Annotated in this window: 8 protein-coding genes; 7 read left to right on the top strand and 1 reads right to left on the bottom strand. The window is 75.9% G+C overall.

Annotated features, from left to right (window positions below; genetic code table 11):
- Positions 1 to 92 precede the first annotated feature (92 nt).
- The 5 genes from HCK00_RS25645 (at position 93) to HCK00_RS25625 (ending at position 11,642) form a co-directional block, all read left to right on the top strand.
- Positions 93 to 2,429, top strand: coding sequence for an ATP-binding cassette domain-containing protein (locus HCK00_RS25645; RefSeq protein WP_168104430.1), 2,337 nt, complete (start codon positions 93 to 95; stop codon positions 2,427 to 2,429).
- Between the two features lie 234 nt (positions 2,430 to 2,663).
- The gene (locus HCK00_RS25640) at positions 2,664 to 4,622 is read left to right on the top strand and encodes a non-ribosomal peptide synthetase (RefSeq protein ID WP_168104429.1); all 1,959 of its coding nucleotides are present in this window, start codon (positions 2,664 to 2,666) and stop codon (positions 4,620 to 4,622) included.
- Positions 4,615 to 9,588, top strand: coding sequence for a non-ribosomal peptide synthetase family protein (locus HCK00_RS25635; RefSeq protein ID WP_168104428.1), 4,974 nt, complete (start codon positions 4,615 to 4,617; stop codon positions 9,586 to 9,588). Before HCK00_RS25640 ends, HCK00_RS25635 begins: the two co-directional genes overlap by 8 nt.
- A gap of 93 nt (positions 9,589 to 9,681) precedes the next feature.
- The gene (locus tag HCK00_RS25630; RefSeq protein WP_168104427.1) at positions 9,682 to 11,121 is read left to right on the top strand and encodes an FAD-dependent oxidoreductase; all 1,440 of its coding nucleotides are present in this window, start codon (positions 9,682 to 9,684) and stop codon (positions 11,119 to 11,121) included.
- Positions 11,121 to 11,642, top strand: a complete 522-nt coding sequence (locus HCK00_RS25625) for a pyridoxamine 5'-phosphate oxidase family protein (RefSeq protein ID WP_168104426.1) — start codon at positions 11,121 to 11,123, stop codon at positions 11,640 to 11,642. Before HCK00_RS25630 ends, HCK00_RS25625 begins: the two co-directional genes overlap by 1 nt.
- A gap of 151 nt (positions 11,643 to 11,793) precedes the next feature.
- Here the strand turns inward: HCK00_RS25625 and HCK00_RS25620 are convergent, their stop codons facing one another.
- Positions 11,794 to 12,681, bottom strand: a complete 888-nt coding sequence (locus HCK00_RS25620; protein WP_240966182.1) for a response regulator transcription factor — start codon at positions 12,679 to 12,681, stop codon at positions 11,794 to 11,796.
- Between the two features lie 203 nt (positions 12,682 to 12,884).
- Between HCK00_RS25620 and rfbB the strand changes: the two genes are divergently transcribed.
- Together rfbB and HCK00_RS25610 are read left to right on the top strand one after the other, a co-directional pair.
- Complete coding sequence (gene rfbB / locus HCK00_RS25615; RefSeq protein ID WP_168104425.1) at positions 12,885 to 13,871, top strand: dTDP-glucose 4,6-dehydratase; 987 nt, start codon at positions 12,885 to 12,887, stop codon at positions 13,869 to 13,871.
- A 433-nt stretch (positions 13,872 to 14,304) separates the two neighbouring features.
- Positions 14,305 to 16,080 carry an MFS transporter gene (locus HCK00_RS25610; protein ID WP_168104424.1) on the top strand — a complete coding sequence of 592 codons (1,776 nt, stop codon included), beginning with the start codon at positions 14,305 to 14,307 and terminating at the stop codon, positions 16,078 to 16,080.
- The last annotated feature ends 322 nt before the right edge of the window (positions 16,081 to 16,402 follow it).

Genomic DNA, 16,402 nt, shown 5'->3' with positions numbered 1-16,402 from the left:
CCGCGCGGTCGCCGGCCACGAACGCAGCGAGCACAGTGAACACCGCGACCGGCACGACCGGCACGGGGAACCGAGGGAGAGGGAAGGCGCCCATGGGCGAGGACAGGCAGCACATCGTGGTGACGGGGGCCCGCGCCAACAATCTCAAGGGCGTGAGCCTGCGCATCCCGCAGTCGACGCTGACCGTGGTGACCGGCGTGTCCGGCTCCGGCAAGTCCTCCGTGGTCTTCGACACCATCGCCGTCGAGTCGCAGCGTCAGCTCAACGAGGTGTTCCCGGCCTTCATCCGCAACCGGCTGCCGCGCTACGAACGCCCCGAGTTCGAGCTCATCGAGAACCTGACCCCGGCCATCATCGTCGACCAGAAGCCGGTCGGCGGCGGCAGCCGTTCCACGGTGGGCACGATGACGGAGGTCAGCCCCGTCCTGCGGGTGCTGTTCTCCCGTTACGGAGAGCCCAGCGCCGGCCCGTCCAACCTCTACTCCTTCAACGACCCGCAGGGCATGTGTCCCGAGTGCGACGGGCTCGGCTCCACCCTCCAGCTCGACCTGGACAAGCTGCTGGACCGGGAGAAGTCCCTGAACGAGGGCGCGATCCGGCACAGCAACTTCGCCGTCGGCACCAACTACTGGAAGCGCTACGCCCAGATCAGCCGCTACGAGAAGGGCCGGGCCCGGGCCTCCGGCCTGCCGCCGGTGTTCGATCCGGACAAGCCGCTCGCCAAGTACAGCCAGGAGGAGATGGACCTCCTGCTGTACGGGGAGGGGTTCCAGACCATCCGGCCCGACGACTTCAACAACGTCGCGATCAACGACTACGAGGGGCTGGTGCCGCGCCTGACCCGGCGCTTCCTCAAGCCGGGCCTGGAGGCGCTGAAGGGCAAGGAGCGCCGCGCCACCGAGGAGGTCGTCACCGAGAAGACCTGCCCGGCCTGCGGCGGCGCGCGGCTCGCCCCGGCCGCGCTGGAGTCACGGATCGACGGGCGCAACATCGCCGACTACAGCGCCATGGAGATCGGCGATCTCGTCGCCGAGCTGGAACGGGTGGCGGAGCGGTGGTCCGGGCCCGTCGTCCCGGCGGCGCTGGCCTCGCTGCGCCGCATCCGGTCGGTGGGGCTCGGCTATCTCACCCTGGACCGGCCCACCCGCACCCTCTCCGGCGGTGAGGGACAGCGGCTGAAGACCGTCCGCCACCTGGGCTCGGCGCTCACCGGGATGACGTACATCTTCGACGAGCCGAGCGTCGGGCTGCACCCGCACGACGTGGACCGCCTGGTACGGCTCCTGCGCGACCTGCGGGACAAGGGCAACACCGTGCTCATCGTGGAGCACAACCGCGAGGTCATCGCCGTCGCGGACCATGTGATCGACATGGGGCCGGGCGCCGGCGCGCAGGGCGGCGAGGTGGTCTTCACCGGCGGCGTCGCCGAACTGGCCCGCTCCGCCACCGTCACCGGCCGCCACTTCCGGGCGACGCCCGGCCTCAAACCGCGGACCCGTACGCCCACCGGCTCGCTCCCGGTGCGCGGCGCGCGCCTGCACAACCTGCGCGGGGTGGACGTCGACTTCCCCACCGGGGTGCTGACGGTGGTCACCGGGGTCGCCGGGTCCGGCAAGTCCACGCTGGTGTCGAAGGTCTTCACCGCCGAGCATCCCCGGGCGATCGTGCTGGACCAGTCGGCCGTCGGCATCAACCCCCGCTCCACCCCGGCCACGTACACCGGTATCTGGGACACGGTGCGCAAGCAGTTCGCCCGCGCGCACGGCCTGGACGCGAGCCTCTTCAGCTTCAACGCCAAGGGCGGCTGCCCGGAGTGCCGCGGGCGCGGCACCATCACCACCGACCTGGCGTTCATGGACCCGGTCACCACCGTCTGCGAGGTCTGCGGCGGCACCCGCTACCGCGCGGACGTCCTCGAACACCGGCTCGGTGGGCGGAACATCGCCGAGGTGCTGGACCTGACGGTGGAGGAGGCGCGCGGCTTCTTCGACGACACGGGCATCGCGCGGCGCCTGGAGCCGCTGCACGAGGTCGGACTCGGCTATCTGACGCTGGGCCGGCCCCTGTCCATGCTCTCCGGCGGCGAGCGGCAGCGCGTCAAACTCGCCGCCCGGCTGCACGAGCACGGCACCGTGTACGTGTTCGACGAGCCCACCACCGGGCTGCACATGGCGGACGTCGGCAACCTCCTGGTGCTGCTGGACCGCCTGGTGGACGCGGACAACACCGTCATCGCCATCGAACACGACCTCGACGTCGTCAAACACGCCGACCACGTCATCGACATCGGCCCCGGCGCCGGCGAGCACGGCGGGCGCGTGGTGTTCACCGGCACCCCGGCCGAGATGGCCGCGGGCGCCGACACCACCACTGCCCGCCATCTGCGGGAGTCACTGCCGGAGGGCGGCGGCGCCGGGAGCGCCGGCTGAGCCGCGCCACCGGGGCGCCACCCGGAGCCGCCGGCGGCTGACCACCTGCCGGAGTCACGGCCCGGCCCGCGGGGAGACCGAGACCCGCGGGCCGGGCCGTCGCGCGTCCGCGGCTCGCCCGGCGCCGCCCTTCCCCGAGCGGGCCGGGCCCGGCGGGCGCCGCCCGCCCACCCGCCATCCGTACCCGCCTGCCGCCGCGGTCCGCCGCGGCCGCCGTCGCAGCTGGAGGAGCACGTGCACACCGCCCTGGAACACCCCGCGGAACTCACGGACGTCACCGCCATCCACACCGCCTTCGAGGCCGCCGCGGCGGAGGGCGGCGACCGCGTCGCCCTGGAGTACGGCGACACGGCCGTCACCTACCGGGAGCTGAACGCCACGGCCAACCGCCTTGCCCGGCGGCTGCGGCGGGAGGGGGTCGCCCCGGGCGACCTGGTCGGCGTCCACCTGGCCCGTGGCCCCGAGCTGTACGCCGTGCTGCTGGCCGTGCTCAAGGCCGGCGCCGTGGTGGTGCCGTTCAACCCCGCGCACCCCGTGGCCGTCCGGCGGGCCGTCGCCGAGGCGGCCCGCCCGGTCCTGACCCTGCGGGACGTGCCCGCGGGGCTGGGCTCGGTCACCACCGAGCGCGACGCCCACGAACTCCTCGACGCCTCCGCCGGGCTGCCGGACGGCGACCCCGAGGAGCGGACCGACCCGGAGGCGACCGCCTTCATCCTGTTCACCTCCGGCTCCACCGGGCGTCCCAAGGGCGTGCGGATCGCGCACCGGGGCATCGCCCGCGTGGCCCGCCACACCGGGGAGGTGACGGTGGGGCCCGGGGACTGCTTCCTGCAGACCGCCCCCTACTCCTTCGCCGCCTCGACCACCGAGATCTGGCTGAGCCTGCTGCGCGGGGCGCGGGTCGTCGTCCCGCCACCGCGGCTCCCGTCGCTGCCCGAGCTGGCCCGCACCCTCACCGAGCGGGGGGTCACCTTCCTCAATCTGCCCTGCGGGCTGTTCAACCTCCTGGTGGACCACCACCCGGAGGCGCTGCGCGGGGTGCGCACGGTGATCGTCAGCGGTGACTTCCCCTCGCCGCGTCATCTGGCCCGCGCGCGGGAGGCGGTCGGCGGCACCCTCTACAACGCCTACGGCTGCACGGAGAACTCCGCGCTCACCGCCGTCCACGCCGTCACCGGGGAGGACACGCGCGGCCCCGCCGTGCCCGTGGGCCGGCCGCTGCCCGGCGTCGGGCTGCACGTGCTCCGCGAGGACCTCACCCCCTGCGCGCCCGGTGAGGTGGGGGAGATGTGTGTGAGCGGCGCCGGACTGGCCCTGGGGTACCTGGACCAGCCCGAGCTGACGGCCGCCAAGTTCCCCGCGGTGCCGGGGCGGCCCGGTGAGCGGCTGCTGCGCACCGGCGACCTCGCCCGGACCACGCCGGCCGGGGAGGTGGTGCTGGTGGGCCGGGCCGACCAGATGGTCAAGATCCGCGGCTTCCGGGTGGAGCTGCGGGAGGTCGAACTCGCCGCCGAGGGGACCGGGCTGGTGGAGCGGGCGGTGGTCCGCGCCGTGGACGCGGGCGACGGGCTGCGGGAACTGGTGCTGTTCTGCACCACCGCGACCGGCGAGCCGCCCGGCACCGAGGCCCTGCTCGACGCGTTGCGGAGCGGCCTGCCGGACTACATGCTCCCGGCCCGCGTCCACCACCTCACCGAACTGCCCCTGAACCACAACGGGAAACTGGACCGGATGGCGCTCCAGGAGCCCCGGGCCGTGCTGCGGCGCCCCGAGGAAACCGGGAGGCCCGAGGAACTGGGGGATCCGGGAGAGCCAGGGGATCCGGGAGAGCCCGCGGAGCCCTCCGGGGGCGCGGACGCCGCCGGCCCCGCCGGCGCGCAGGACATCTCCGCCGGATCCACGGCCACCGGGGCCGGGGCGGCGGGCCACCGCGAACCGGAGGACCCGCTGGCGTCCGTGATCGTCAGCCTGCTGGCGGAGGCCACCGGGAGCGAGGTCATCGGCACCGGTGACTCCTTCGTCCTCTCCGGTGCCAACTCCCTCCAGCTCATCCGGCTCGCCGCCGACCTCCACGAGGTCATGGGCGTCGACGTGCGGGCGGAGGACATCTTCCAGGCGGACAACGCCCGGGCGCTCGCCGGGCACATCCGCGCGATACGCGCCGGCCGGACGGAGGTGGCCGCCCATGACTGACCCCCTGCTCACCGTGGTGTCCGACCGCTGGCTCCACGCGGCCGGGCCGTCCGCGGCGGAACCGGCCCCGCTCACCGGCGCGGCCGCGGCCGCCTGCGCCGCCGACCTGCGCGCCCTGCTGGGGGTGGAGATCGGCGCCGCCGACGTCGGGGCGTGCGGCGGGCCGGAGGCCCTCGCCGCCCTGGTGCGCGCCCGGCGCCGGGAGAACGCCGGCGGCCCGGCGGACCGCGCCACCCGGGCGGAGGGGCCCGGCACGGACGGGCCCGGTGGCCCGTCCGCCGGGGCGGCCGGCACGGGACGCGGCGACGGCGCCCCCGGGCCCGTGGAGGTCCCGGCCACCGACAGCCAGGCCGGGATCTGGTACGTCGCCGAGTCCGGTGCCGCGCCCACCGCCTACAACTCGCCCGTCCGGGTGAGCGTCGCGGGGTGGCTGGACCCGGACACGCTCCGCCGCGCGCTGCGCCACGTCGTGTCCCGGCACGAGAGCCTGCGGACCACGTTCGCGGTGACCGGCGACGGCCGGCTGGTCCAGCGCGTCTCCCCGGAACCCCGGTTCGGCTTCCAGTCCGTCACCGTCGGCGACGAGCCGGACGGGACGCACGGCCCGCACGAGCCTGGCGGGGCGCACGAGCCGCGCGAGCCGCACGGGGCGGACGGGGCGGACGGGGCGGGCCCGCCGCTCCCCGGCGCCCGGGAGGGCGGGACGGCCGAGGAGGCCGTCGAGCGGCTGGCCGCCGCCGTCGCCGCCACCCGCTTCGACCTGCGCGCCGGCCCTTTGCTGCGGGCGGTCTGCGTCACCCGCGCGGACCGTACCGAGTTGCTGGTCAACGTGCACCACGCGGTGTTCGACGGCTTCTCCTGGTCGGTGCTGCTGACGGAGTGGCTGACGGCCTACCGGGCGCTCGCCGAGGGCGGCGAGCCGCCGGCGGACCCGGCCCCCACCCAGTTCCGCGAGGTGGTCCGGGCGCGTGAGGCCGCGCGCGCCCCCGGGGCCGGCGAGGCGTCCCTGGCCTACTGGGCGGAGCGGCTGGACGGCGCCCCGCCGCTGCTCGACCTGCCGCTGGACCACCCGCGCGGCCAGGTGCCCGCCACCGCCGCCCGCGCCGTGCGGGACGTGCTCGGCGGGAGCGAGGCGGCGGAACTCCGCGCGCGGGCCGCCGCCGAGGGCGTCACGCCGCTGACCGTTCTGCTCACCGCCTACGCGGTCCTGCTCCACCGTCACACCGGGCAGCGGGACCTCACCACCGGCCTGCCCGTCTCGCTCCGTGACCGGGCCGCCGATCAGCGGGCCATCGGCCATCTCGTCAGCACGGTGGTGCTGCGCCACCGGATCGGCGCCCGGGACACCGGCCGCGAGCTGCTGGCCCGCACCCGTGACGGGCTGATCGGCGCGATGCGCCACAGGGACACGGCGCTGGAGAAGGTCGTCGAGGCCGTCGCCCCCGTCCGGGACAGCGGCCGCCCGCCGCTGTTCCAGACGATGGTGACCCTGATGCCCGCGGAGCGCCGGGTGCTGGATCTGCCGGGCACCGGGCCCGTCGAGTGGCACCACGTCAGCGGGGCGCCCAAGTACGACCTGGTGCTGATCGTGGAGGAGGGCACCGACGAGGTCGGTCTGACGTTCGAGTACGACCCGGCCCTGTTCCGTGAGGACACCATCCGCCGTGTCGCCCGCCGCTACCGCACCCTCCTGGCCGGCCTGCTGCACCGTCCGGACGCCCCCGTCGCCGACCTGTGCTGGGTGGACGGCGCCGAGCTGCGCGAGCTGGCCTCCGTGTGGCACGGCCCGGACGGCGACGACCGCCCCGAGAGGCAGTCCGTGCCCGAGCTGTTCGCCGAGCGGGCGGCCCGCGCCCCGGACGCCGTGGCCCTCGAGCCGGCGGACGGCGGGCGCCGGCTCACCTACCGGGAGCTGGACGCGGCCGTCAACCGGCTGGCCCGCGCCCTCCGCGAGCGCGGCGCGGGCCGGGGACGGCGCGTGGCCCTCCGGCTGGAGCGCGGCCCCGAGGCGGTCACCGCGCTGCTGGCCGTGGTGAGGTCCGGCGCCTCCTTCGTGCCGCTGGACCCGGCCCACCCGGCCGCCCGCGTCACGGAGACCCTCGCCGACTCCCGCCCGCACCTGCTGCTCACCCGCGGCACGGACGGCCTCGAAGAGGTCCGCCTCCCGGCGGGGACGGAGCTGTTCGACCTCGCCGCCGAGGGAGGGCGGGTACGCCGGCAGGGCGGCACGGCCCCGCCGGTGCGCCGGGACCCGGGGGACGAGATGTACGTCGTCTACACCTCGGGCTCCACCGGCCGCCCCAAGGGCGTCGTCATCAACGACCGGACCGTCACCAACCTGGTGCACCGGCAGGCCGACCTCTCCGGTCCCTACGCGGCCGCCCGCACCCTGCAATACATGTCGCTCTCCTTCGACGTGTCGTTCGAGGAGATCTTCGCGACGCTGTGCGCGGGCGGCACCCTGGTCCTCACCGACGAGGAACTCCGCGCCGATCTGCACCGCCTGGCGGTCCACCTGCGGGAACGGCGGGTGGCCCGGGCCTTCCTGCCCTACGCGGCGCTGCGCGAGCTCGCGTCCGTCGTCGTCCGTAACCAGCTCACCCTCCCCGACCTCGCCGAGGTCTACACCACGGGGGAGCAGCTGGTCGTCACCCCCGCCCTGCGGGCGATGTTCGCCCGCTTCACCCCGGCCGCGCTGCTCAACGTGTACGGCCCGTCCGAGGCCCACCTGTGCACCGGGTACCGGCTGCCCGGCGACCCGGCCGCCTGGCCGGAACGCCCGCCCATCGGGCACCCCGTGGGCGGGGTGCGGCTCTACGTGCTGGACGAGGAGCGCCGCCCGGTGCCCTTCGGGGTGACGGGCGAACTGTACGTGGGCGGGCCGGTGGTCTCGCCCGGGTACCTCGGCCTGCCGGAGCAGACCCGGGCCCGCTTCCTGCCCGATCCCTTCGCCGCGGCGCCGGGGGCGCGCATGTACCGCACCGGGGACCTGGTGCGCTGCACCCCGCGGGAGGGCTTCACCCATCTGGGCCGCGCCGACGACCAGGTCAAGATCCGCGGTTACCGGATCGAGCCCGCCGAGGTGGAGGCCGCGCTGGGCGACCTGCCCGGGGTCACCGGCGCCGCCGTCGTCGCCGTCGAGCCCACCCCCGGCGACCGGCGGCTGGTGGCGTTCCTGCGCACCGCCGGCCCCACGGGCCCCGCCGGCTCGGTCGGTTCGGTCGGCCCGGTCGGTGCCGCCGTTCCCGGTTCCGCCGCGGAGCCGGACGCAGCCCCGGACGCAGCCCCGGACGCAGCCCCGGACGCAGCCCCGGACACGGCGCCGGACGGGGCGCCCGCCCTCGACGAGGGCGAGGTGCGCCGGCTGCTGTCCCGCCGGCTGCCGGGCTACATGGTGCCCTCCCGGTTCGTCGCCGTCGGCGAACTGCCCACCGGCCCGACCGGCAAGACCGACCGGGCCGCCCTCGCCGTCCGGGCCGCCCGGCTGCCCGCGCCCCGCCACCGGGCGGAGCCCCACGGGCGGGCGGCGACCGGCACCGAGCGGCGGGTCGCCGCCGTCTGGACCGAACTGCTGGACGGCGCCGAACCCGGGCCGGAGGACGACTTCTTCGCCCTCGGCGGCCACTCCCTGCTGGCGGTCCGGCTGCGCCAGGCGCTCCAGGACGCCTACGGCGTCACGCTGCCGCTCGGCGCGCTGCTCGCCACCCCGACGGTGGCGGGCATGGCCGCCCGCGTGGACCGGGTGCTCGCCGGCGGCCCCGCCGGCGCGGCGGGCGACGGGGACGGCCCCGACCTGTGGGCCGACACCCGGCTCGCGGACGCCCTCGACCTCGCCGGGGCGGCGCCCCCCGCCGCCCCGGCGGACGCCCGCACGGTGCTGCTCACCGGGGTCACCGGCTTCCTCGGCATCCACCTGCTGCGGGCGCTGCTCGACGCCGGCCACACCGTGCACTGCCTGGTGCGGGCCGGCTCGGCGGAGGAGGGGAGGCGGCGGATCGCGGAGACCGCGAGCCGCTACCGGGTGGCCGGCCTGGACCCGGCCCGGATCCGGGCCGTCGCCGGTGACCTGGCGCGGGAGCGCTTCGGGCTGACGGAGACGGAGTACCGGAAGCTGGCCGCCGAGGTCGACACCGTGCACCACGCCGCGGCGCACATCAACTTCGCCGCACCGTACCCGTCCGTGCGCCCCACCAACGTCGAGGGGTTCGTACGGGTCGCGGAGTTCTGCGCCGGGCCCGGGGGCACCGCCGTCAAACCGCTCCACCACATGTCCACGCTCGCCGTGTTCGCGCCCGGCGGGCCCGGCCGGGAGATCGACGAGGACTCCGTCCCCACCACGCCCGACGGGCTGGGCATCGGCTACGCGCAGAGCAAATGGGTCGCCGAACGGCTGGCGACGGCCGTCCGGGAGCGGGGGGTGCCGGTGACCGTCCACCGGATCGGGCGCATCGGGCCGGCCACGGCCACCGGCGCCATCCGCACGGACGACTTCTTCCGCCTCCAGGTCAAGAGCTTCGTCGACCTGGGCCTGGCGCCCGAGGACCCGGGCCCGGCGGTGGACCTGCTGCCGGCGGACGTCGTGGCCGACGCCGTCGTCCGGCTCTCCCGCTCCGGGGCCGCGCGCGACCGGACCGTCCACATCTTCCACCCCACCGGCATGGACTGGGAGACCGTGCTGGACGCCCTGCGCTCCCTCGGCCACCGGCCGCGGCGGGTCCCCACCGAGGCGTGGCTCGCCGCCCTGGAAGCCGCGCCCGGCGGCGCCGGCGGCCGCTCGCTGGCCGCCCTCGTCCCGCTGTTCCGGGAGGGCGCCATGGAACTGGGCGACCACCACTACACCAACGACACCACGGTCGCCCTGCTGCGCGACCTCGGCCTGGAACTCCCGGCCGCCGACCCGTCCTGGATCACCTCGATGGTCCGCCACTTCGACGGGACCGGCCGGGCCACCGCCCCGGTGGCGTGAGCACCGAGCACGCCCGGGGCGGCCGCCGGGCCGCTCCCACGGGGGAGTCCCGCCACGCGGGGCCCACGACAGGAAGGACCCAACGTGCCCAACGTGTCAGAACCCAGGCGCCGCCTCCGGGCCGTCATCGTGGGAGCCGGCCCGGTGGGCTGCCTCCTCGCCGTCGAACTGCGCCGGCGCGACTTCGAGGTGGAGATCTACGAGAAGCAGACCCCCGCCGGTGCGGCCACCGCCGGCAGCCGGCGCTCGTTCAACCTGACCCTCACCCTGCGCGGCACCGGCGCCCTGCGGCCCGCGCTGCGCGACCGCGTCTACGCGGTGGGCACCGTCCTCACCCGGCGCATCGTGCACCACCGCGACGGCTCGCTCACCCACCAGCCGTACGGCGTCGCGCCCGGCCACCACCTGCTCTCCGTCCCCCGCGCCGCGCTCCAGCGGATCCTGCTGGAGGAGGCGCGGGCGGCCGGGGCCACCGTCCACTTCGGCCACGCCTGCGTCGCCGCGGACCCGCACCGGGCCGAGGCCGTGTTCGTCGCGGACGGCGGCGGTGTGCGGCGGGCCTCCGGGGATCTGCTGATCGGCTGTGACGGCGCCAACAGCGCGGTCCGCTACGAGCTGTCGAAGTCCGGCGCCCGGATGCGGATCCAGCAGGAGTACATCCCGCACGGCCACGTCGAGCTGGCCATGAGACCCGGCTGCGCCCGGCCGCTGCGCCCCGACGGCATGCACCTGTGGCCCCGCGGCGACCACTTCCTCCAGGCCCAGCCCAACCGCGACGGGACCGCCACCACCACGCTCTTCATGCCGGTGGACAGCAGAGCCGGGGAACTGCGGTTCCGCGCCTTCGCCCGGCGCGCCGCGGTCCGCGGCCACTTCGACCGGGAGTACCCCGACATCGCCCCCGCCCTGCCCGAGGTGGCCCGGGACGTCTGGGACGCCCGGCCCGCGCTGCTGAAGGTCGTCCGCTGCGCCCCCTACCACTACGGGCAGGCGGTGCTCGTCGGCGACGCCGCGCACACGATCGTGCCCTTCTTCGGGCAGGGCATCAACTGCAGCTTCGAGGACACGGAGGTGCTGTGCGCACTGCTCGACCGCCACCTCGTGCCGGGCGCCGACCGCCGCGCCGCGATCCGCGCGGCCGTGGCCGGGTTCAGCGAGGCGCGGGTGGAATCCGGGCTGGCGATAGCCGACCTCTCGCTGGCCAACCTGCGGGAGCTCAGCGCCCATGTCGACGACGAGCGCTTCCACCTGCGCAAGGCGCTGGAGCGCCGGCTGCACCAGCGGTACCCGCGCGACTTCACCCAGCTCTACCAGCTCGTCGCGTTCACCCGTGTGCCCTACGACGAGATCGTGCGGCGCAGCAGGCGCGACGCGCACGTCCTGGACCTGCTGTGCGAACGGTACGACCCGCGCACGCAGGCCGACGAGATCCTCGCCTCCTACCCGGAGCTGGCCCGGGACCCGGACGCCGCGGAACCGGTGCCCGTCCTCACCGCCGGCCGCTCCGGGCCGTCACGACAGGGAGACCTCTGATGGCCGGCAACCCCGGAACCCCCTACGACGTGGAACTCGACCCCCGCTACAGCCACGAGGGGGCGCGCCCCGCCTCCTGGACCGAGACCCGGCGGCTGCTGGCGGAGGCGGAGCTGTACTGGATCGCCACCGTCCACCCCGCCGCCCGGCCGCACCTGACCCCGGTGGCCGGCGCCTGGCACGACGGGGCGCTGTGGTTCGTCTCGCTGCCCCAGGAACGGAAGGTGCGCAACCTGGCGGACAACGCCCGGTGTTCGCTGCTGACGGGGACCAACCGGCTGGCCACCGGGGTGGACATCGTGGTCGAGGGCCGCGCCCTCCGGGTCGCCGACCCCGCTCGGATGGAGAAGGCGGCCGCGACGTTCCGCGCCAAGTACGGCGCGATGTGGGACTACGAGGTGGACGGGGAGGTGGTCACCGGCTCCGTGGGGCGGGCCTGGATGTTCTCGGTGACGCCCGAGACGGTGTTCGCCTTCACCAAGGGCTGCGTGGCGCAGACCCGGTGGCGCTTCCCGGTCTGAGCGGCCCGCCCGGGAGCCGTGCCCGGTGCCGGAGGCCCCGCCCCGCGCGACGACGCACGGGCCGCGCGGTGGGGGCCACCGGCCCTGAGCCAGGGCCCTCCCGCCCGCACGGCGCCCGCACGGGGCGCCCCGTGCCGGGCCCGCGGCCCGGTCAGCCCGATCTCAGCCGGACCAGACGGGGGCGGAGCGGCACGGGGCCGCCTCCGGCGGACCCGCCCGCCGCGCGCGCTCCGTCCGCCCCGGAACCGGCCTCGGCCGGTTCCGGGGCGGACACCCCGAACCGGAAGCCCACCCCGCGGATGGTGGTGATCCAGTCGCTGTTCCCCAGCTTGCTGCGGAGGCTGCTGACATGGGTGTCGATGGTCCGGCTCGCCTGGGCGGTGATCCGGTTGTCCTCCGGGTAGTCCCAGACCTCGCACATCAGTTCCTGCCGGCCGAAGATCCGGTCCGGCTCGGCGGCGAGGATGTGCAGCAGGTCGAACTCCTTGCGGGTGAGCGCCAGCGGCACGTTCTCCAGCTCCACCTCCCGGCGGGAGGGGACGATGACGAGCGTCCCGAACTCCAGCCGGTCGGGGTCCGCCCCGCCGTCCCGGGCCCCCGCGCGGCGCAGCGTCCCCGTCCGGCGCAGTATGGCCTTGATCCGGGCCACCAGCTCCCGTGCCCGGTAGGGACGCTGGACGCAGTCGTCGCACCCGCTCTCCAGCAGCAGCACCCGGTCGACCTCGGCCGCCTCGGCGGTGAAGCCGATGATGGGGATGTCGCTGGTGCGCCGGATGATCTCGCAGACGGAGACTCCGTCGAGGTCCGGCAGGTCGGCGTCGAGCAGGATGAGGTCGTAGTCGTGGTACATCTCCAGCACGGCGCCGCCGCTCGCGGCGACCGACGCCTCGTAGCCGTGCCGCTGCATGTCCTGTTTCAGTCCCGTCGCCGACGGGCAGTCGGAGGCCACCAGGATGCGTGCCCGGGAATGCGCGGCGCCGGTCGCACCCGGGCCGGTGCCGGGCGTGGGCCCGCGCGTGGTTCCTTCGTCGACAGACAAGCCGGTTCCCCCTGTCGCATGTCCGATACCTGCTGCCGCACGGAGGCTCAGCCCGTGCGGCCAACGCCTTCCCCGCAGCTCGGGCTTCCATGCGCGTCCGGCGGCCCCCGGACGGCCCCCGCGAGGGTGGCCGGATTCCGCTTTTCCGCACCGATCCTCCGGCCGTCGCCACGGGCGGCGCGCCCGCAGGGAAGGAGTGTGCCGTGCCCACCCGCATCCTGGTCACCGGCGGCGCCGGTTTCATCGGATCCCACTACGTCAAAGCGGTACTCGCCCCGGGTGGCGACACCGCCGTGACCGTGCTCGACCGCCTCACCTACGCCGGCAACCCGGCCAACCTGGACGCCGTACGCGATCACCCCGGATTCCGCTTCGTGACCGGCGACATCTGCGATCCGCGGGTGGTCCGCCGGGCCGTGGCCGACGCCGACGAGATCGTGCACTTCGCGGCCGAGACCCATGTGGACCGCTCGATCACCGGCGCCCAGGAGTTCGTCCGCACCAACGTGCTCGGCACCCAGACCCTGCTGGACGCGGCGGTACGCCACGGGATCCGCCGCTTCGTCCACGTCTCCACCGACGAGGTGTACGGCTCCATCGCCGAGGGCTCCTGGCCCGAGGAGCATCCGCTGCGCCCCAGTTCGCCGTACTCCGCCTCCAAGGCGTCGAGCGATCTGCTCGCCCTGAGCCACCACACCACCCACGGGCTGCACGTCTGTGTCACCCGCTGCTGCAACAACTACGGCCCCCGCCAGTACCCCGAGAAGATCATCCCGCTCTTCGTGGGCCGGCTGCTCACCGGGCGGACGGTGCCGCTGTACGGCACCGGGGAGAACAGCCGGGAGTGGCTGCACGTGGCCGACCACGTCGCCGCCGTGGAGCGGGTACGCGCGGACGGCCGGGCCGGGGCGGTCTACAACATCGGCAGCGGCACGGAACTGACCAACCGGCAGCTCACCGAGGCGCTGCTGCGCGCGTGCGGCGCGGGCCGGGACCGCGTCGAACACGTCACCGACCGCCCCGGGCACGACCTGCGGTACGCCGTGGACTCCACCAGGATCCGCCGCGAGCTGGGCTGGCAGCCGCGCCGCGACTTCCGCGCCGGGCTGGCGGAGACCGTCGACTGGTACCGCCGCCACACCGACTGGTGGACGGCCGCCGAGCCGCTGCGCCGCCCACCGGCCGCCTGACCCGGGCGGCGGACCGGTCATGCGCGACCGCCCGCGCGAGCCGGTCACGCGCGACCGCCGGCGGTGAGCCGGTCGTGCGAACGCCGAGGCCGAACGCCGAGGCCGAACGCCGAACGCCCGCGCCCGGCCACCGTGCGCCCGCTGGTCTCCCGCAGGGCCACGAGATCGTCCCGGGCCCCCGGCCGCGAGCTGCCGGTCCGCACCCGTCACGGGCTGATCGGCGCGACGCGCCCAAGGGCACGCCGCGGGAGCAGGCCGTCGAGTCGAGGCCGTCGCCCCGTCCGGGACGGCGGCCGTCCGCCGCTGCTCCGGGCGGGGGCGACCCCGATGCCCGCGGAGCCCCCGCCCCCGCCACCGGCCCGTCACCCCGTCCCCGGCCCGCCGCCGCCCCGTCCCCGCCACCGGGCCCGGAACCCCAGAAGGAGCCACGCTGATGACCACCGCCCGATCCGACGACCCCAGCGGACCCGGCCGGGAGCCGGCTCCGCGCGCGGGCGCGAGGCAGTGGCTGGGACTGGCCGTCCTCGCCTTACCCGCCATGCTCATCGTGATGGACATGACGGTGCTGCACCTGGCCGTGCCCCGGCTCAGCGCCGACCTCGCCCCCAGCGGGACCGGCCTGCTGTGGATCACCGACATCTACGGGTTCATGGTGGCCGGCTTCCTGATCACCATGGGCGCCCTCGGCGACCGGATGGGCCGCCGCCGTCTGCTGCTCGTCGGAGCCGGCGCCTTCGCCGTGGCCTCCGTCCTGGCCGCCTACGCGCCCACCGCCGAGACGCTCATCGCCGCCCGTGCCCTGCTCGGCCTGGCCGGGGCCACGCTGATGCCCTCCACCCTCTCGCTGCTGCGGGTGATGTTCGAGGACGAGCGGCAGCGGACCATCGCGATCTCCGCGTGGATGATGTGCTTCACCGTCGGCGCCTCCATCGGCCCCCTCGTCGGCGGGCTGCTCCTGGAGCACTTCTGGTGGGGCGCCGTCTTCCTGGCCGGTGTTCCCGTGATGGCGCTGCTGCTGGCGCTCGGCCCCTTCCTGCTGCCGGAGTACCGGGCGCCCTCCGCCGGGCGGCTCGATCTCGCCAGTTCCCTGCTCTCCCTGGCGGCCGTGCTCCCCGCGGTCTACGGGGTCAAGCAACTCGCCCGGGACGGCCTGGGGCCGCTGCCCGTGGTGGCCGTCCTGGCCGGCACCGCCGCGGGCGCCGTCTTCCTGCGGCGCCAGCGCCGGCTGGCCGACCCCTTCGTCGACCTGGGACTCTTCCGTGAGCCCCGGTTCCGGGTCTCGCTGACCGCCCTGGCCGCCCTGTCGTTCGTGATGTTCGGCATCAACCTCTTCATCGTCCAGGCGCTCCAGCTCGTGCACGGCCTCTCCCCGCTGCGGGCCGGGCTGTGGATCCTGCCGGGGAGTCTCGGCGGTGTCCTCGGCACGGTGGTCTCCATCGCGGCGCTGCGCCGGATCCGCCCCGCCACCGTCATGGCGGCGGTGCTGACGCTGGCCGCGGCCGGCCTGGCGCTCGTCTCGATGGCCGGGCGCACGGATTTCGCGCTGCTGGTCACGGGGCTGGTCGTGATGTCCACCGGCATCGCGCCGGCGCTCAACCTCGGTACGGACATGGTCGTCGGCTCCGCCCCGCCGGACCGGGCGGGCGCCGCCTCCGCCGTCTCCGAGACGTCCAACGAGTTCGGCGGAGCCCTCGGCTTGGCCGTGCTCGGCAGCCTCGGCACCGCGGTCTACCAGACGCGGATGCGGCAGGAGATGCCCGGCGGGACCCCCGGCGGGGCCGCGGAGGCCGCCGAGGACACCCTCGCCAAGGCGCTGGCCGCCGCCGCCCGGCTCCCCGGCGACCTCGGGGAGCGGCTGGTGCTCGCCGGCCGGGAGGCGTTCACCCTCGGACTGGCCGTCATGGCCGTCACCGGCGCCCTGATCACGGCCGTCTGCGCGGTGCTCGTCGCCACCACCCTGCGCCACGTCCGCCCGGCCGGGGACGGCGGGACGGACTCGGCCGGCGGGGCCGGCGGGGCCGACGGAGCCGGCGGGGCCGACGGAGCCGGCGGGGCCGCCGGGACCGGCGCGCGGGGCGACGGGGAGACGGGACGGACGCGGGAGGAGGTGGACGCTGCGGGCCCGGGCCCCACCGCGGCGCACGCGGCCCCGGCCACCGGCCCGGGGACCACCACCGGAGACCGGCCGGGGGACGGCCGCACCCCCTGACCCCGGCCCTGACCGGGCCCGCCGAACCGGCCACGGCGCGCGGGTGTCCGGCGCACTCCGGGGCCCCGGCCCCGGCCCCGCGGTGGTCCGCGGACCGGAGCCCGCCGCCGCCCGCAGACCGGCCCCGCCCGCACGCGCCGGCCCCGCGCGCCGGCCCCACAGGCCGGGCCCCGGCACCACGCCGGAGGCCACCCCTCCGCACCGGCACCAGACGCCGCCCGCACACACCGGGCCGGCGCATCTCGTGCCCACACACCACGCCGACACGTCACGCCGGTACACCCGTGCCGGGACGCCAGGAGGTCAACGATCCATGCGCACT

Origin of the sequence: Streptomyces zingiberis (genome assembly GCF_012034935.1) — a bacterium.
In the GTDB taxonomy this organism is placed as follows: Bacteria; Actinomycetota; Actinomycetes; order Streptomycetales; family Streptomycetaceae; genus Streptomyces; species Streptomyces zingiberis.
The sequence above is the reverse complement of the archived record's forward strand: the minus strand, read 5'-3'. Positions and strand labels throughout refer to the sequence as shown.